Origin of the sequence: Staphylococcus piscifermentans, assembly GCF_900186985.1 — a bacterium.
Taxonomy (GTDB): domain Bacteria; phylum Bacillota; class Bacilli; order Staphylococcales; family Staphylococcaceae; genus Staphylococcus; species Staphylococcus piscifermentans.
On sequence record NZ_LT906447.1, the window covers coordinates 2,408,252 to 2,427,323 of the forward strand.

Sequence of the window (19,072 nt, forward strand, 5' to 3'; positions counted from 1 at the left end):
CATCCAGGTGGTTCATTTTTAAAGTAAATAAAATTTAGTAAGCATACACTTACTAATTCTCATTTCAATAGAGCAACAACAGCTGCGTCTACGTTGATACCTGCATATTCTCCTAAAGCTTTCTTGCTTTCGAAAAAAGAAACAGGTATTTCGCTATGATTGATCTTACTTAATACGTCTGAAAGCAAATAGACTTCAACGTCTTGAGCAATAATCAATGATGTAACTTGGTTTCTATCGAGCGCTTTGAGCGTCTCTCTTAAACCAACAACACTATGGTGTTTGTTAAAGCGTGCAACTTTTTCATTAGACATTGACTATCCTCCAAAGTTCTGCTTGCATCAACCTTAACTATAATAACACTTATCATAGGGTTCGTCAACACTATTGTTATCATATTGCTCACTTTTCTTATATTAACAAATTTGCACTGTAAGTCAAACGATTTTAGCGATAATTTATCAGAAAAGCCGATACAACTTTTCTGGTGAGAGAAAAGCAGCATCGGCTTAATTTAATAATCAATATATTATTGTTGCGGTGTGTTAGATTCAGCAAGTTCTTCGATTGCTTCTTCTACCATCGGATCGACATGTTTATCGTATTTAGCTTCGCTATAACGTCTCATGCCTGTACCTGCTGGAATTAATTTACCGATAATAACGTTTTCTTTAAGGCCGAGCAAGTCGTCACGTTTACCTTTGATTGCAGCATCTGTAAGAACACGAGTTGTTTCTTGGAATGATGCAGCAGACAAGAAGCTTTCTGTTTCAAGAGACGCTTTAGTAATACCAAGCAATACTGGTTTAGCAGTTGCTGGGCGTTTGCGTTCTTTGAATGCTTCACGGTTCGCATCAGTAAAGTTGTGGATGTCCACAAGTGAACCTGGTAATAATTTAGTATCGCCAGCTTCGATAATACGAACTTTACGTAACATTTGACGTACCATTACTTCAACGTGTTTATCGTCAATTTCAACACCTTGCATACGGTAAACTTTTTGAACTTCTTTAAGCAAGTAGCTTTCTGTAGCATTTAAACCAGCCACTGCTAAATAGTTCTTAGGCTCGATTGAACCTTCTGTCAAGACTTCACCGCGTTCAACGTGTTGTCCTTTTTCAACTTTCAAGCGTGATGTACCTGAAGCAAGATAAGATCTTGTTTCGTTAGCACCTTTGATCACGATTTCTTGTTGACGGTCTTTCGCAAGTTTAATATCTTCTACTGTACCTTCAATGTCAGTGATAACTGCTTGACCTTTAGGGTTACGTGCTTCGAAGATCTCTTGGATACGTGGAAGACCTTGTGTGATATCGCTTCCGGCTACCCCACCTGTATGGAAGGTACGCATTGTAAGCTGTGTACCTGGTTCACCGATAGATTGTGCAGCGATTGTACCGACTGCTTCACCAACTTCAACTTTTTCACCAGTTGCAAGGTTTTTACCGTAACATTTTTCACAAACACCATGACGTGTGTTACATGTAAATGCTGAACGTATATACATTTGCTCAATACCTGCATCTGTAATACGTTTTGCAATTTCTGGTGTAATCAATTGATCAGGTTCTACTAATACTTCATTTGTTTCAGGATGACGAACTGTCTCTTTAGAATAACGTCCTTCAATACGTTCGATAAATGGTTCAATCATTTCTGTACCTTCTTTGATATCAGAAACAAGTAAGCCGCGGTCAGTTCCACAATCTTCTTCACGAACGATAACGTCTTGAGCAACGTCAACCAAACGACGTGTAAGGTAACCTGAATCGGCAGTTTTAAGTGCTGTATCGGCAAGACCTTTACGTGCACCGTGAGTAGAGATAAAGTACTCTAATACCGTTAAACCTTCACGGAATGAAGATGTGATAGGCATTTCGATAATTTTACCTGATGGTGCAGCCATTAAACCACGCATACCGGCTAACTGAGTAAAGTTAGATGCGTTACCACGGGCACCAGAGTCACTCATCATGAAGATTGGGTTAGTTTTCTCTAGGGATTTCATCAATCGACTTTGAATTTCATCCTTAGCATCTGTCCAAATTTCGATGACAGCATTGTAACGTTCATCTTCAGTGATTAAACCACGATTATATTGTTTTTGAACACGTTCAACTAATTTTTCATGTTCATCTAAAATTTCTTGTTTATCTGGTAATACGATGATGTCAGATACACCAACAGTAATACCGGCTTTAGAAGAATATTTGAAACCTAAGTCTTTCATACGGTCAAGCATCATAGAAGTATCTGTAATGCTGAAACGATTGAAGACTTCGGCGATAATATTTCCTAAGAATTTTTTATTAAATGGTTCTACTAATTCTTGTTCAGCAAAGTACTCTTTCAAGCCGCCTTCACCAAGTTCAGTAGCACTTACGAAATATTTATCAGGAGTTTTATCTTCTAAGTTTGATTGTGTTGGTTCATTGATATAAGCAAATGAATCTGGAATGATTTCATTGAAAATAACTTTACCAACTGAAGTTGTAAGAATTTTATTGTTTTGTTCTGCAGTAAATGTTGGGTTGTTTAATGAACCTGCATGAAGTCCGATACGTGTGTGTAAGTGCACATAACCGTTTTGGTAGGCTTTTAAGACTTCATTTGTGTTATTAAAGATAGCTCCAGTATTCACTGCATCTTTACGTTCTAAAGTAAGGTAATAGTTACCTAATACCATATCTTGTGATGGTGTAACTACTGGTTTACCGTCTTTAGGGTTCAAGATGTTTTGAGCTGCAAGCATCAACATACGTGCTTCTGCTTGTGCTTCTTTAGATAAAGGTACGTGTACCGCCATTTGGTCACCATCGAAGTCAGCGTTATATGCTGTTGTTACCAATGGGTGTAAACGGATGGCACGGCCTTCAACCAATGTAGGTTCGAAAGCTTGGATACCTAATCTGTGTAACGTAGGCGCACGGTTTAATAGAACTGGGTGCTCTTTAATAACATCTTCTAAAACATCCCATACTTCGTCTTCCATGCGTTCAATTTTACTTTTAGCATTTTTGATATTTGTCGCAATTTCACGTTGAACTAATTCTTTCATAACGAAAGGTTTGAATAATTCTAACGCCATTTCTTTAGGTAGACCACATTGATACATTTTCAAGCTTGGTCCTACTGCAATAACTGAACGGCCTGAATAGTCAACACGTTTACCTAATAAGTTTTGACGGAAACGTCCTTGTTTACCTTTCAACATATGTGAAAGTGATTTTAATGGACGGTTACCTGGACCTGTAACTGGACGACCACGACGACCGTTATCGATTAAAGCATCAACTGCTTCTTGCAACATACGTTTTTCGTTTTGAACAATGATGCCAGGAGCACCTAAGTCTAATAAACGTTTCAAACGGTTGTTACGGTTGATAACACGACGATATAAGTCGTTCAAGTCACTTGTTGCGAAACGTCCGCCGTCTAATTGCACCATTGGACGGATTTCTGGAGGAATAATTGGAAGTACATCCAAAATCATCCATGAAGGATCGTTACCTGAGTTTCTGAATGATTCAACTACTTCTAAACGTTTGATTGCACGTGTCAATCTTTGGCCAGTAGCTGATTCTAATTCAGTACGCAATTCTTTCAATTCTTCATCTAAATCGATTTCTGATAGTAAGTCTTTAATACCTTCAGCACCCATTTTAGCAACGAATTGACCAGGATATTTATCATAGTATTCTCTGTATTCTGCTTCAGAAAGCAATGATTTTTTCTCTAAACCAGTTGGACCTGGATCTACAACCACGTAAGAAGCGAAATAGATAACTTCTTCTAATGATCTAGGAGACATATCTAATAATAGTCCCATACGACTTGGAATACCTTTAAAGTACCAAATATGAGATACAGGAGCCGCTAGTTCAATATGGCCCATTCTTTCACGACGTACTTTAGATTTAGTTACTTCTACACCACAACGGTCACAAACCATGCCTTTATAACGCACGCGTTTATACTTACCGCAACTACATTCCCAATCTTTTGTAGGTCCGAAAATTCTTTCGCAGAACAAACCATCTTTTTCAGGTTTTAAAGTACGATAGTTGATAGTTTCAGGTTTCTTAACCTCACCGTACGACCAAGAACGAATCTTTTCAGGTGAAGCAAGGCCGATTTTCATATAATGGAAATTATTTACATCAATCAAGGAGCCTACCTCCTTCAATTTAGATTAGCTGTGCTATTTGATTGATAAATGATCAATAAAATGAAAAATATTCAAGGTGCATATAGACAATGTATGGATTCCCCAGTGACATTGTCTAATGCAGACCTTAATATTTACATTATTTCAGTACGCTATTTGCTTATTGAACATTGCAAGAATTAGTCAGTAGTTTCCTTTTGTGATTCAGGAATTGAAGATTGTTGAATATTGACTTTATGCTCATTTACGTCATCGTCGTCAACATCTGCCATTTCAATTTCTTTATCATCTTCATCCATGACTTTAACATCTAGACCTAAACTTTGTAATTCTTTCATCAATACACGGAATGATTCAGGAACACTTGGTTTAGAGATGTTTTCACCTTTAACGATTGCTTCGTAAGTTTTTACACGACCTACAGTATCATCAGATTTATAAGTTAGGATTTCTTGTAATGTGTACGCAGCACCGTAAGCTTCAAGTGCCCATACCTCCATCTCACCGAAACGTTGTCCACCGAATTGAGCTTTACCACCCAATGGTTGTTGTGTAACAAGTGAGTAAGGACCAGTTGAACGTGCATGTAGTTTATCGTCAACCATGTGTGCAAGTTTCAACATGTACATTACACCGACAGAGATACGGTTATCGAATGGTTCACCTGTACGTCCATCGTATAATACAGTTTTACCATCTCTTGCCATGCCAGCTTCTTCAATAGTAGACCATACATCGTCATCGTTCGCACCATCAAATACTGGTGATGCAACATGGATACCTAAGTTTTTAGCAGCCATACCTAAGTGCAATTCAAGCACTTGTCCGATGTTCATACGTGATGGTACACCAAGTGGGTTCAACATGATATCAATTGGTGTTCCGTCTGGTAAATAAGGCATATCTTCTTCAGGAACGATTTTAGAGATAACCCCTTTGTTACCATGACGACCACACATTTTATCCCCTACGTGAATTTTACGTTTTTGAACGATATATACACGCACTAATTGGTTAACACCTGGAGATAATGAATCATCGCCGTCTTCACGGTTGAACACTTTAACATCTAGAACGATACCGCCTGCACCATGAGGTACACGTAATGAAGTATCGCGGACTTCACGTGCTTTTTCACCAAAGATAGCGTGTAATAAACGTTCTTCGGCAGTTAATTCTGTTACACCTTTAGGCGTTACTTTACCTACTAAGATGTCACCATCTTTAACTTCAGCACCTACGTAAACAATTCCGCGTTCATCTAAGTTTTTAAGTGCACTTTCTGCAACGTTAGGAATGTCACGTGTGATTTCTTCAGGTCCTAATTTAGTATCACGTGCTTCTGATTCGTATTCTTCAATATGAATTGAAGTGTAGACATCGTCTTTCACAAGACGTTCGCTCATGATAACCGCATCTTCATAGTTATAACCGTCCCAAGTCATGAATCCTACAACTACGTTTCGGCCTAACGCCATTTCACCAAGTTCCATTGAAGGACCATCTGCTAAGATTTCGCCTTGGCTTACAATGTCGCCATCTTTAACGATAGGACGTTGGTTATAACAAGTACCTGAGTTAGAACGTTTAAATTTAGCTAATCTGTACGTATCTACTTCACCATCAAATTGTTGGCCGTCTTCTTCAATAATACGACGCACTTTAATTTGATTTGATTCAACATGTTCTACACGACCAAAGTGTTTGTTGATAACGGCAGCACCTGAATCTCGTGCAGTAGCATGTTCCATACCTGTACCTACAAATGGAGATTCTGGGTTCATCAATGGTACTGCTTGACGTTGCATGTTCGCACCCATTAATGCACGGTTAGAGTCATCGTTTTCTAAGAATGGGATACATGCTGTCGCAGCTGACACTACTTGTTTAGGAGATACATCCATGTAGTCCATTTTTTCTCGGTCCATGATTGTGTTGTTACCACGGAAACGACACACTACTTCTTCGCTGAGGAAGTGGCCTTCATCATCTAAACGAGAGTTTGCTTGGGCTACAACATAGCTGTCTTCTTCATCAGCTGTCAGATAATCAATTTGATCAGTTACAGTATTAGTTTCAAGGTCAACTTTACGATATGGTGTTTCGATGAAACCAAATTCGTTCACACGCGCATAACTAGATAGCGAGTTGATCAAACCGATGTTCGGACCCTCTGGCGTTTCAATCGGACACATACGGCCATAGTGAGAATAGTGAACGTCACGCACTTCCATTTGAGCACGTTCACGAGTTAAACCACCAGGTCCTAATGCTGATAAACGACGTTTGTGTGTCAATTCAGCTAATGGGTTCGCTTGGTCCATAAATTGAGACAATTGAGAGCTTCCGAAGAACTCTTTAATTGAAGCAATAACCGGACGGATGTTGATAAGTTGTTGCGGTGTGATAGAGTCAGTATCTTGAATTGACATTCTTTCACGTACCACACGTTCCATTCTTGATAAACCGATTCTGAATTGGTTTTGAAGCAATTCGCCTACTGAACGTAAACGACGGTTACCTAAATGGTCAATATCATCAGTTTGTCCGATGCCGTGCAATAAGTTGAAGAAGTATGACATAGAAGCAACAATATCTGCAGGCGTAATGCATTTAACCTCTGAATCAGGGAATGCGTTACCGATTACAGTTGTTGTGCGTCCTTCTTCATCATTTGGTACGTAAACTTTGATTGATTGAGTTTCAACTGGTTCATTTACAATACTGTCTTCTAACTCATCTACTTCGATGTTAGCATTAGATTCAAGAACATCCATGATTTCGTCTAATTTACGACGATCTAATACAGTACCTTCTTCAGCAACAATTTCACCAGTATCGCTGTTCACAATTGGTTCAGCCAATTTTTGGTTGAACAAACGATGTTTCAAATGAAGTTTTTTGTTCATTTTATAGCGGCCTACACTCGCTAAATCATAACGTTTTGGATCGAAGAAACGAGAGTAGAGCAAGCTTTTTGCGTTTTCTACTGTAGGTGGTTCGCCAGGGCGTAAACGTTCATAAATTTCTAATAATGCTTGTTCAGTATTTTCAGTACTATCTTTTTCAAGAGTATTACGTAAGTACTCGTTATCACCTAACAAATCAATGATTGATTGGTCAGTTGAGAAACCAAGTGCACGAAGTAATACAGTCAACGGCAATTTTCTAGTTCTATCAATACGCACATAAACGATGTCTTTTGCATCTGTTTCGAATTCCAACCAAGCACCACGGTTAGGAATTACAGTCGCATCATAGTTTTCACGGCCGTTTTTATCTATTTTTTCATTGAAATATACGGATGGAGAACGAACTAATTGTGAAACGATAACACGTTCAGCACCATTAATTACGAAAGTACCCGTATCAGTCATTAATGGGAAATCACCCATGAATACTTCTTGGTCTTTCACTTCTCCTGTTTCTTTGTTAATGAGACGCACTTTGACACGAAGAGGTGCAGCATAAGTTGCGTCACGGTTCTTAGATTCCTCTAAATCATATTTCGGTTCACCTAATCTGTAATCCACAAATTCTAAAGAAAGGTTGCCTGTGAAATCTTCAATCGGAGAAATATCTCTGAACATTTCAAGTAATCCTTCTTTTAAGAACCAATCATACGATTTCGTTTGAATTTCAATAAGGTTCGGTAATTCTAAAACCTCGGAAATTCTCGCGTAATTTCTACGTTTACGATGTCTTCCATATTGGACAAATTTACCTGCCAAACAGATTCACCCCTCAAAAATTGTTCGAATGCCTTTTACTGTAAAAAATAATTTGAAATGTAACAAGACAAAAAGAAAACGGCAGCACACCTGATGACACCATTTTCTATTCTGCGTTATTAATGATTTACTTTGTTATTTTATACGTAAAAGTACACACTTCTTGAACATAAATTTTTACATTCTATAACTATATCAGAAATAAAAATAAATGTCAATGGTTAACGCTTGCTTTTTAAAATATAATACCCTTTATCCTTAGTTAGGGTTGTGACATTGCCAAAAACAGCTTCCATTTTCTTTTTGGCTGATGGCATACCTTGTTTCTTTTGTATCACGACATAAAGTTCGCCATCTTGTTTTAATTTTGTATATGCATCTTCTAATATTCCATGTACAACTGATTTACCCGCTCTGATAGGAGGGTTCGTTACAATCATGTCTGCACTATCATCTGGAATTTCAGCTAATCCATCACTTTCTTGTACCACCACATTATCAATGTGGTTCTTCTCGCTATTTTCCTTGGCCAATTCTAAAGCACGATGATTAACGTCCAAAAGTATTACTTTATGATGCGGAGATACTTTTGCAATCATCAATCCGATAGGTCCGTAACCGCAACCTACATCTATAATTGTTTTGCTTGGACCAGGAGGATGTTCTTTTAGAAATGTTCTTAATAATAAGTCGGATCCGTAATCAATCTTCCCTTTGGAAAATACGCCTGAATCAGTCATAAGGTTTAATTCATTCTGCTGATAACGATACTTAAAATTCTCTTTATGACTTGCTACTTCCGGATTCCTATCATAATAATGCCCCATACTTACACCTCATTTATTTAACACTCTGCAGATGCATTTCTATCCACCTTTAGAATACACATTTATAGGCTATAAAGCTATGAAAAGGCAATAAGGTGAAAGGATAATTCTAACGTGCTTACATTAGAAAAACCCCGTTAACTCAATAACGGGGTTTTCATTTCTCAAAGAATTCAGGCTGTGAAAACCTTAATTTTCACGATATTAACAATGGTTATTAGCCTCGTTCTCTTTTCATTCAATTCAATTAGCGGTTAGAATTATTTTAATTCTACTGAAGCGCCAACTTCTTCTAATTGTTCTTTAAGTTTTTCAGCTTCTTCTTTAGGTAAAGCTTCTTTGATTACTTTAGGAGCGTTGTCTACTAATTCTTTAGCGTCTTTCAATCCTAAACCAGTTGCGTCTTTAACAGCTTTAACAACTTTGATTTTAGATGATCCAGCTGAAGTTAACTCAACGTCAAATTCAGTTTTTTCAGCAGCTTCGCCGCCGCCTGCTGCACCTGCTGCTTCTACTGGAGCTGCTGCAGTTACACCAAATTCTTCTTCAATTGCTTTTACTAAGTCATTTAATTCTAATACTGACATTTCTTTAATTGCTTCAATGATTTGTTCTTGATTAGCCATTATTATATTCCTCCGTTTTATAAATATTTACGTTGCTGATTATTCAGCACTTTCTTCTTCTTTAGATTCTCCAACTGCTTTAACTGCATAAGCGAAATTGCGAACAGGAGCTTGTAATACAGAAAGTAACATAGATACAAGACCGTCGTGTGATGGTAAAGAACCAACAGTTTCAACTTCTTCAGCTGAAATAATGCTTCCGTCCATTACGCCTGTTTTAATTTCTAAAGCTTCGTGTTCTTTTGCAAATCCAGCGATAACTTTTGCAGGCGCAACTACGTCATCAGTAGTTGTTGCAATAGCTGTCGGACCTGTTAAGAATTCGTCAAGACCTTCAAGGCCAGCTTGTTCTGCAGCACGACGTAACATAGTGTTTTTGTATACTTTGTACTCAACACCAGCTTCACGTAATTGTTTACGTAATTCTGTTACTTCAGCTACTGTTAAACCACGGTAATTCACGATTACTGTTGAAACAGAATTTTTAAGTTGATCTGCAATTTGTTCAACTAATTGTTTTTTTGCTTCAATAATTCCAGACATTCAGACACCTCCATATTAATTTAGTTCGGTGCTTTTCATTTGGTTTATCCCAATAAAAAAAGCACTTTCACCCTACGGCAAAAAGTGCTTGAAAGTTTATCATAGATTACGTTCAAGTCAATTTTAGCCTCGGTAGGATATAGATTTTAAGTTATTTATTAACTCCTACTGTCTTAGGTAAAATAATCACATTAACCAATATAACGGTTTAGATGTGATATGTCAATATGTTTTAAAAAACTAGAGAAAATAATTTCAAGCAGGTTCAGATTCAAATCAATTCGTTCGGCACGTCACAACTTGTTATTTTCTCTAGTTCATTCATTTCAGTTATATATTATAGTTTGAAGTTAGAAGTATCTACTTTGACACCAGGACCCATTGTAGTTGTAACTGCAACAGATTTGAAGTAAGTACCTTTTGCAGAAGCTGGTTTAGCTTTAGCAATAACATCTTGAAGAGTATTGAAGTTTTCAATTAAATCTTCAGTGCTGAATGATACTTTACCAATTGAAGCGTGGATAATACCAGCTTTTTCAGCACGGTATTCAACTTTACCAGCTTTGATTTCTTCAACTGCTTTTTTAACATCCATAGTTACTGTACCTGTTTTAGGGTTTGGCATTAAACCTTTAGGTCCTAATACACGACCTAATTTACCAACTTCGCCCATCATATCTGGTGTAGCAACAACTACATCAAAGTCGAACCAGCCTTGTTGGATTTTAGTAGCGTATTCTGATTCACCTACGTAATCAGCGCCTGCTGCTTCTGCTTCAGCAGCTTTATCACCTTTTGCGAATACTAATACACGTTGAGTTTTACCAGTTCCGTGCGGTAATACTACTGCACCACGGATTTGCTGGTCGTTTTTACGAGTATCGATACCTAAACGGAATGCTACTTCAACAGTTGCATCAAAGTTAGCAACGCTTGTTTCTTTAGCTAAGCTGATTGCGTCTTCAACACTGTAGTGTTCGTTACGGTCAACTTTGCTAGCAGCATCTAGATACTTTTTACCTTTTTTAGCCATTTATTATTTCCTCCTTTAGTGGTTTTAGCGGAATGTCCTCCCACATTACTTGCTACTGCAAGTTAAGAGCAGATGACGCTGTCAGCTGTTCGCAATATAAATATTGGATTCACTTTGAGTCATCTGCCGGTTTGTTTCAAGTTTCAAATTGTTATGTTTGTTCGTTTAAGAGATGCATTATAGAATAGCTCTCTTTGCTACGTTATTATTCTACAGTGATACCCATACTACGAGCAGTACCTTCGATAATACGCATAGCCGCTTCTTCATCAGCCGCATTTAAGTCAGGCATTTTTGTTTGAGCGATTTCACGTACTTGATCTTTAGTTACTGAAGCAACTTTGTTTTTGTTAGGTTCACCAGAACCTTTTTCAACGCCAGCTGCTTTTTTAAGTAGTACTGGAGCCGGTGGAGTTTTAGTAATGAATGTAAATGAACGGTCTTCATATACACTGATTTCTACCGGAATAATTAAACCTGCTTGTTCTTGTGTTCTTGCATTGAACTCTTTACAGAATCCCATGATGTTCACACCTGCTTGACCTAATGCTGGACCAACTGGTGGTGCTGGGTTCGCTTTACCTGCAGGAATTTGTAATTTAACTACTTTTTCTACTTTTTTAGCCACGATGTGCACCTCCTTGATATCGTGATGTGGTCACAGGGCTCAATTTTGCCCTCCCACTCTTAAAACATTTCGTGACGAAATGGCCTGCCCTTCGCGAGCACGACCACAGTATTATATCATTTAAAAATTGTAAAATCAACACTATTTTCATTTTTAGTGTTTCATGCAGTTCAATTTGAATCTTAAAGTTTCTCGATTTGATCAAATTCTACTTCAACTGGAGTTTCTCTTCCGAACATATCTACTAATACAGTCAATTTGAATTTATCTGCTTCGATTTCTTGCACTTCACCGACTTGGTTAGCAAATGGGCCTGATTTAATACGTACTTGCTCACCGACTTCAACTTCTACATCGATTGTTTTCTCTTTCATTCCCATTTGTTTCAAGATAAAGCGGACTTCATCCAGAAGCAGCGGATTAGGTTTAGAACCGGCACCAGCTGAGCCGACAAATCCAGTTACGCCTGGTGTATTTCGAACGACATACCAAGATTCATCTGTCATTACTAATTCCACTAAAACGTAACCTGGAAATGTTTTTTTCGTCAATTTCTTCGCTTTACCATCTTTGACTTGTGTTTCTTCTTCTTCTGGTATGACAACTCTAAAAATTTGTTCTGTCATATTCATCGATTCCACACGTTTTTCTAAATTCTTTTTAACTTTATTTTCGTAGCCAGAGTAAGTATGCACGGCATACCAACGCTTTGCTCCAACTTCCTCAGACATGTATGTTGTCACTCCTCATATTAACTAAATAATTTTATTAATTCACCGATTCCCAAATCTAAGGCATAGAAGAAGAGTAAGAAGAATACTACTGTCACGATAACAATAGTTGTGTATTTCAACAATTCTTCTTTAGTCGGCCAACTTGTCTTCTCCATTTCAGAAATTACGCCTTTAAAGAAACTATCTTTAGGTGCTTTTTTCTTATCTTCAGCCATTGTCGTACCTCCAATTAGTCATTAAATTCATCGTGGCGCAAGGCAACTACTTCGATTCCTTGTGTATCGTATGTGCATTGCAGGTTTTGCAATACTTCTTCAATACTAATCTCTCTGCAAGGTCGCTGTTCTTTGGTACGGTATAATTTCTATTTCCGCATACTTCACAATTGAGCGGGACTTTCTTCATAATACCTTCACCTTACCTATATTAAATACTCACTTACTATACATAAGAAACCCTCACAATGTCAAACGACTAATCAATTGTAAGTTGTGCCTATATGTAAAATAAGTCTAGTATTTCATTCATCTTGTTTGTATTCTTTGCGCAATTTTGTTTTACAGCGATAGAGTGCATTATATACTGCTTTTTCAGTAATCCCCATCGCATTTGCTGTTTCTTGCGGAGAATAATCGTCCAATATATATTGTACTACTTCTTGTTCTAGTTTGCTTAACTTCTTGCAATAAGAATCCAACTTTTTCCTTGCTTCTTCTATAATTAATCTTTCCTCAATTCTTTGTTCTGAAACAGCGGTCTCATATTGACTCCGCGCTTCTGCTATCAAACATTGGTGTTGTTGATTCAATCTAGTTTGCTTTCGGTAGTAATCAAACTTTGAAGTTTTAATTAGGCGATTTAAAAAATGATCAAAGGGTGTGCTTGTTGATAGTTGATATTTATCTATATTTCTGCAAATTCTAAGGGAGATATCTTGAAGTAAGTCGTCACAATCTGAAATTGCGATACTTTTATTTTGAATGCGTTGGCGAATCAAGGGCTGTAATAAGATAAGCAACTGGTTAACGGCCTCTTTGTCTTCTGCTTGAGCGCGTATAATTAACGAGGTGATTTTCGAGGTGATTTCACTGGAGTACTGAGGCATGGCATTATTCCTTTCTCAGAAAGTGAAATTAGCATACCTGAATTCATCTTCGTTAATCAACTTGCAAAATTTTATTTTTCTTGGTTGCCGCGCCGTATTTTTTCAAATTCTGTGAGTACCTCATCTGATAAAGGAATACGAGTTCTCGGCTTGTTATTATCAAAGGTTTTCATTGATGTACTGACACTTGCTTCGTTCAACTTGATATTTTGCCACATTTCCCGTGACGGGATACGATAAGCGCCTGTCCCGAAAATAGCATGCTGTTCACTCAAATCACTTGTTACTACAGCAATATGCGTGGTGTGCTTATCGTACAAATCATACACTAGTCGTTCTATATAACTATCTGCCGTCTCATTTTCTTTCGTAAAAATAGTTTTAATCCCATGATAGTAACTCACGCTTTCATTGCCCTCTTGTTCATAGGCATCAAATACGCAAATAATTTCATCAGCGACTGCAGCATTGTAATTGCCTATAGATAACAACAACTTCTCTCTCGCTTCTTCTAAACTGTCTTTAGCTAAATTTGTAAGATAGCTGCTTTGACCTATCATGTTATAACCATCAATAATTAAATAGCGATCCTTCATGATTTATTCACCTGCCGGATGGCGTTTGCGATAAATCTCATACATCATTAAGCTTGCAGCTACAGATGCGTTTAAGCTGTTGATATGTCCCGCCATAGGAATTTTGATATAAAAATCACATTTCTCTTTTACCAATCTGCTCATACCGTGCCCTTCATTACCGATGACAATTGCAAGCGGCATGTCCGCTGCCATTTGTCGATAGTCTGTTGCATTATCAGCAGCTGTTCCCGCTATCCAGTAACCTTTATCTTTCAATAAATCCATCGTTTGCGATAAATTTGTCACGCGTACGACAGGCACATGTTGAATCGCTCCCGCAGAAGCTTTGGCAACGGTTTGGGTCAAGGCAACAGAACGTCTTTTTGGAATAATGACTCCGTCAACATCTGCAGCATCTGCGGTACGTAGAATAGACCCTAGATTATGAGGATCTTCTAATCCGTCTAGTATGACCAACGTCGGCAATCCTTCTTTGTCTTGCAATTGAGCGAGCAAGTCGTCTAACTCAGCATATTCATACGGTGCTACTAATGCGGCGACTCCTTGATGCGGTGCTTCAGCTAAATGATCTAATTTTGATTTTGGGACAGTTTGGACCACTATTTTTTGATTTTTTGCATGTTTTAATATTTCTTCAAGTTGTTGTTTTTTTACGCCATCTTGAATTAAGATTTTGTTGATTGAATGTCCTGATGTAATAGCTTCTTTGACGGCATGGCGACCGACAATCACTGAATCTTCCACGTCCATCACTCCCTTTCTTCTACTGCAGCTACAATACTTTCTAATAATGCTTGCAGTCTTTCTTCTTTATTTTCTAAATATAAATAGCCTATTACCGCTTCTAACCCCGAACTCTTACGATAAGTCTGTACGTCAGTGTTTTTAGCTTTAGTATGACTTTTAGCATTACGGCCTCGTCGTATGATTTCTTGTTCTTCTTCTGTAAACCAATCTTCATGCATCAGATAATCTAATGTAGCAGCTTGGCTTTTAGCGGTTACATATTGTTTAGCTTGCTGATGCAAACGATTCGGCTTTGCACGTAATTTCAAAATGATATGTTTGCGGACGAATTGATCTAAAACTGCATCCCCCATGTATGCTAATGATAATGGGTTCAGCAATTTTATATTATTGTTATTATCCACGTTTGAATCTCACGCCTTGCGCTGTATCTTCAAGGATAATATTTTGTTCTTTTAATTGATCGCGAATTTCATCAGCGCGTGCAAAGTCTTTATTTTTTCGTGCTTCATTACGTTCTTCAATTAAGGCTTCAATATCTTCATCCAACAATTCATCTTGTTGTTTGCCTTTCAATGGAACACCTAAGACATCACTGAAGATTTGGAAGACTTCTTTAAAATGGGCGATTACTTTTTTAGAAGTGGTATTTTCCAATACATATTTGTTCGCTAATTTCGCTAAGTCATACCAAGTAGTGATTGCATTCGCTGTATTGAAATCGTCATCCATTACTTTCTCGAATTGTGCCAACAATTGGTCAATTTGTTCAATATATTCAGATTGTTCTTCAATATCTGTTGCAATAGCTTCGCGTTCTTCGATTGCTTGATAGCTGTTGCGGATACGTTCTAAACCGCTTTTAGCTGACTCAACCAGTTCCATATTGTAATTGATCGGACTGCGGTAATGTACGCTGATCATGAAGAAACGTAATACATCTGGGTCCACTTCTTTAATGATGTCATGCACTAATACGAAGTTGCCTAATGACTTACTCATTTTCTCATTATCAATATTAATAAATCCATTATGCATCCAGTAGTTTGCAAATGGTGCGTGGTTATGTGCCTCTGATTGTGCAATTTCATTTTCGTGGTGAGGGAATTGTAAATCACTGCCGCCTGCGTGAATATCAATCGTTTCACCTAATTCATTGTATGCCATTACTGAGCATTCAATATGCCAACCTGGACGCCCTTTACCAAATGGACTATCCCAACTGATTTCGCCTGGTTTCGCTTTTTTCCATAGTGTAAAGTCCAACGCATCTTCTTTTTGTTCACCTGATTCAATACGTGCGCCGACCTTCAAATCATCAATAGATTGATGGCTTAATTTACCGTAGTCTTCGAATTTACGCGTTCTAAAGTAAACATCTCCGCCACTTTCGTAAGCATAGCCTTTATCTACTAAATCTTTAATGAATGCGATAATATCATCCATATGATTCATAACGCGCGGATTAGAAGTCGCTTTTTTAACATTTAAAGCACCTGTATCTTCGTAAAAAGCTTGGATGTAGCGGTCCGCAATTTCAGGGACACTTTCATTCAACTCTTTAGAGCGTTTGATTAATTTGTCATCCACATCTGTAAAGTTAGAGACGTAATTGACATCATATCCTTTATATTCGAAGTAACGGCGCACCACATCATAATTGATAGCAGGACGTGCGTTGCCGATATGAATATAGTTATAAACCGTTGGCCCGCAGACGTACATTTTAACTTTACCCGGTTCTAGCGGTTCAAAGGGTTCTTTTTGTCTAGTTAAAGTATTATATAATGTAATCATCTTGAATCTCTCCATTCTTAACTTGCTCTAGTTGTTTTTCTAATTGTTTCATTTGTTCATAAATTGGATCTGGCAGATTGAGATGGTCAAAGTTTTTACCGATACGTTTACCATGTTGTTTTACAATATGTCCTGGAATACCTACTACTGTTGTATAGCTTGGTACATTTTGCAGTACAACCGAATTCGCTCCGATATTCACATTAGAATCTACTTTGATATTGCCTAGAATTTTTGAACCTGCAGCAATTAAAACGTTGTCCCCGATATCAGGGTGACGTTTCCCTTTCTCTTTACCAGTACCGCCAAGCGTCACACCTTGATAAATTGTAACGTTATCACCGATAGTACATGTCTCCCCGATAACTACACCCATACCATGGTCAATGAATAAACGTTTACCTATTTTAGCTCCTGGATGAATTTCAATACCTGTAAAAAAACGTGAAACTTGCGAAATAATGCGCGCAGCCACATAGTGCTGCTTATTATATAATTTATGAGCCACTAAATGACTCCAAACTGCATGTAGTCCTGCATAAGTCGTTGCAACTTCGAATGCTGTTCTGGCAGCAGGGTCTTGTTCAAACACCATTTTTATATCGTCTCTCATTCTTCTAAACACGTAATCCCCTCCTAATTATAAAAAAAGCACCTCCAACAACTTAATGTCAGAGGTGCAATCGCACGGTTCCACTCTTCTTCAGCATGTTGAAATAACGCTCAAGCGATTTCTTACATACTCTCAAATAATCCCGTATTCACTATTTCATACGCCAAGGTGCATTCAATAATAGTTATGATGTGCTCGCAGCTTCCGCACACTCTCTGAACATAAACTATTATCTACTAATCCTCAGTAATCACCTTTAATAATAGGTGGTTTATTTCAAAAATTCAAGCAACTTCAATATATTTTAAAGATATTTTTTCAAGCGTGTAAGTACTTTTTCTTTACCTAATACTTCCATCGTATTCGGCAATTCTGGTCCATGCATTTCACCAGTTACAGCTACACGAATCGGCATGAATAATTGTTTACCTTTAATACCAGTTTCTTTTTGAACTGCTTTGATTGTTTTTTTGATTTCAGCCGCTTCAAACGGTTCTAAAGCTTCCAACTTGCCATATAAATGATGCATCAATTCTGGTACTTGTTCTCCGCTGATAACTTCTTTTTCTTCATCATTCAACTCAATTTCATCACGGAAGAACATTTCAGATAACGGTACAATTTCACCCGCATAACTCATTTCTTTTTGGTATAAACCAATCAATTTGCGACCCCAGTCCAAATCTGCTTCAGAAGGAGATTCAGGAATTAAACCTGCATTGATTAAATGAGGCAAGGCCAATTCAAAGACTTTTTCAGAGTCTTTTTGTTTCATGTATTGGTTGTTCACCCAAGCTAATTTTTTCTTATCAAAGAAAGCAGGTGATTTTTGCAAGCGGTTTTCATCGAAGATTTTAATGAATTCTTCTTTAGAGAAGATTTCTTCTTCACCTTCAGGAGACCAGCCAAGCAATGTAATAAAGTTGAACAATGCTTCAGGCAAGTAACCTAAGTCACGATATTGTTCGATAAATTGCAAGATTTGACCGTCACGTTTACTTAATTTTTTGCGTTGTTCGTTCACGATAAGTGAAATGTGGCCGAAACGTGGTGGTTCCCAGCCGAACGCTTCATAAATCATTAATTGTTTAGGTGTGTTGGAAACGTGATCATCGCCACGGATAACATCAGAAATTTCCATGTAATGGTCATCTGCTGCTACAGCGAAGTTATAAGTCGGTACACCGTCTTTTTTCACAATAACCCAGTCGCCGATATTATCAGATTCAAACGATACTTCACCTTTAACCATATCATCGAATTTATAGACTTTACCTTTAGGCACACGGAAACGAATTGAAGGTTGACGGCCTTCCGCTTCAAACGCTTCTTGTTCTTCAGGTGTTAAATGAGCATGTTTACCTGCGTAACGCGGTGTTTCACCACGTGCAATCTGTTCTTCACGTTCTTGTTCTAATTCTTCTTCAGTCATATAACATTTATAAGCTTTATCTTCTGCTAATAATTGTTCCACTAAAGGATCATAGAATTTCGCACGTTCTGATTGACGGTAAGGACCGTAACCTTTATCTTTATCCACTGATTCGTCCCACTCAAGACCTAACCATTCCAAATTGCTGAATTGAGAAGATTCACCATCATCTAAGTTACGTTTTTTATCTGTATCTTCAATACGTACAATAAAATCTCCATCATAATGTTTAGCAAATAAGTAGTTGAATAGTGCTGTTCTAGCGTTTCCGATATGCAAATAACCTGTTGGACTCGGTGCATATCTTACTCTTACGCGTTCACTCATTATATCGTTCACTCCTGTTTTTATTGTTTTTCGGAAAAAGAAAACCTCAAAAAGCAAGTTGCTCCTTGTTGTCTTCGCTTTCTCCTTATTCATATAGAATGCCAGTGTATTCAGTGTTGCAGTCTTACACCATTGTCTTGAATCAACAGTTCATTTCGTGAC

18 protein-coding genes and 1 other annotated feature are annotated in these 19,072 nt (G+C 37.7%); all 18 genes read right to left on the reverse strand.

What is annotated here, in order from left to right; translation table 11 throughout:
* Window positions 1-59: 59 nt before the first annotated feature.
* The 18 genes from CKV71_RS11325 to gltX all read right to left on the reverse strand — a co-directional run bounded on the left by CKV71_RS11325 (window position 60) and on the right by gltX (window position 18,910).
* A complete protein-coding gene (locus CKV71_RS11325) occupies window positions 60-314 on the reverse strand; it encodes a ribosomal L7Ae/L30e/S12e/Gadd45 family protein (protein ID WP_095106861.1) in 255 nt (84 codons plus the stop codon).
* Window positions 315-529: 215 nt separating this feature from the next.
* Window positions 530-4,141 carry a DNA-directed RNA polymerase subunit beta' gene (gene rpoC / locus CKV71_RS11330; protein ID WP_231917618.1) on the reverse strand — a complete coding sequence of 1,204 codons (3,612 nt, stop codon included), beginning with the start codon at window positions 4,139-4,141 and terminating at the stop codon, window positions 530-532.
* 206 nt (window positions 4,142-4,347) lie between these two features.
* Window positions 4,348-7,899 (reverse strand): DNA-directed RNA polymerase subunit beta, encoded by a 3,552-nt coding sequence (rpoB, locus tag CKV71_RS11335; protein ID WP_095106865.1) that lies wholly within the window; start codon window positions 7,897-7,899, stop codon window positions 4,348-4,350.
* A gap of 221 nt (window positions 7,900-8,120) precedes the next feature.
* A complete protein-coding gene (locus CKV71_RS11340) occupies window positions 8,121-8,726 on the reverse strand; it encodes a class I SAM-dependent methyltransferase (protein WP_095106867.1) in 606 nt (201 codons plus the stop codon).
* Window positions 8,727-8,986: 260 nt separating this feature from the next.
* Window positions 8,987-9,352, reverse strand: coding sequence for a 50S ribosomal protein L7/L12 (gene rplL / locus CKV71_RS11345; RefSeq protein ID WP_095106869.1), 366 nt, complete (start codon window positions 9,350-9,352; stop codon window positions 8,987-8,989).
* A 39-nt stretch (window positions 9,353-9,391) separates the two neighbouring features.
* On the reverse strand, window positions 9,392-9,895 hold the full coding sequence (gene rplJ, locus CKV71_RS11350) for a 50S ribosomal protein L10 (protein ID WP_095106871.1): 504 nt from the start codon (window positions 9,893-9,895) through the stop codon (window positions 9,392-9,394).
* A gap of 46 nt (window positions 9,896-9,941) precedes the next feature.
* Window positions 9,942-10,091, reverse strand: a sequence feature (ribosomal protein L10 leader region).
* Between the two features lie 141 nt (window positions 10,092-10,232).
* Window positions 10,233-10,928, reverse strand: coding sequence for a 50S ribosomal protein L1 (gene rplA, locus CKV71_RS11355; RefSeq protein ID WP_095106873.1), 696 nt, complete (start codon window positions 10,926-10,928; stop codon window positions 10,233-10,235).
* A gap of 205 nt (window positions 10,929-11,133) precedes the next feature.
* Entirely contained in the window at window positions 11,134-11,556 is a 423-nt protein-coding gene (gene rplK, locus CKV71_RS11360) for a 50S ribosomal protein L11 (protein WP_095106875.1), read from the reverse strand.
* A 182-nt stretch (window positions 11,557-11,738) separates the two neighbouring features.
* Window positions 11,739-12,287 carry a transcription termination/antitermination protein NusG gene (gene nusG, locus CKV71_RS11365; protein WP_095106876.1) on the reverse strand — a complete coding sequence of 183 codons (549 nt, stop codon included), beginning with the start codon at window positions 12,285-12,287 and terminating at the stop codon, window positions 11,739-11,741.
* 20 nt (window positions 12,288-12,307) lie between these two features.
* The gene (secE, locus tag CKV71_RS11370; protein ID WP_095106877.1) at window positions 12,308-12,505 is read right to left on the reverse strand and encodes a preprotein translocase subunit SecE; all 198 of its coding nucleotides are present in this window, start codon (window positions 12,503-12,505) and stop codon (window positions 12,308-12,310) included.
* A 46-nt stretch (window positions 12,506-12,551) separates the two neighbouring features.
* Window positions 12,552-12,695, reverse strand: coding sequence for a 50S ribosomal protein L33 (gene rpmG, locus CKV71_RS11375; protein ID WP_095106879.1), 144 nt, complete (start codon window positions 12,693-12,695; stop codon window positions 12,552-12,554).
* A gap of 115 nt (window positions 12,696-12,810) precedes the next feature.
* A complete protein-coding gene (locus tag CKV71_RS11380) occupies window positions 12,811-13,395 on the reverse strand; it encodes an RNA polymerase sigma factor (RefSeq protein ID WP_095106881.1) in 585 nt (194 codons plus the stop codon).
* Window positions 13,396-13,466: 71 nt separating this feature from the next.
* Window positions 13,467-13,991, reverse strand: coding sequence for an NYN domain-containing protein (locus tag CKV71_RS11385; RefSeq protein ID WP_095106883.1), 525 nt, complete (start codon window positions 13,989-13,991; stop codon window positions 13,467-13,469).
* Window positions 13,992-13,994: 3 nt separating this feature from the next.
* Complete coding sequence (rlmB, locus tag CKV71_RS11390; protein ID WP_095107341.1) at window positions 13,995-14,738, reverse strand: 23S rRNA (guanosine(2251)-2'-O)-methyltransferase RlmB; 744 nt, start codon at window positions 14,736-14,738, stop codon at window positions 13,995-13,997.
* Window positions 14,739-14,743: 5 nt separating this feature from the next.
* Window positions 14,744-15,145, reverse strand: a complete 402-nt coding sequence (locus CKV71_RS11395; protein ID WP_186824454.1) for a Mini-ribonuclease 3 — start codon at window positions 15,143-15,145, stop codon at window positions 14,744-14,746.
* Entirely contained in the window at window positions 15,138-16,538 is a 1,401-nt protein-coding gene (gene cysS, locus CKV71_RS11400) for a cysteine--tRNA ligase (RefSeq protein WP_095106885.1), read from the reverse strand. The genes CKV71_RS11395 and cysS overlap by 8 nt, the downstream gene beginning before the upstream one ends.
* Window positions 16,522-17,151 (reverse strand): serine O-acetyltransferase, encoded by a 630-nt coding sequence (cysE, locus tag CKV71_RS11405; RefSeq protein ID WP_186824455.1) that lies wholly within the window; start codon window positions 17,149-17,151, stop codon window positions 16,522-16,524. Before cysE ends, cysS begins: the two co-directional genes overlap by 17 nt.
* 304 nt (window positions 17,152-17,455) lie before the next feature.
* The gene (gene gltX / locus CKV71_RS11410; protein WP_095106889.1) at window positions 17,456-18,910 is read right to left on the reverse strand and encodes a glutamate--tRNA ligase; all 1,455 of its coding nucleotides are present in this window, start codon (window positions 18,908-18,910) and stop codon (window positions 17,456-17,458) included.
* Window positions 18,911-19,072: the final 162 nt, after the last annotated feature.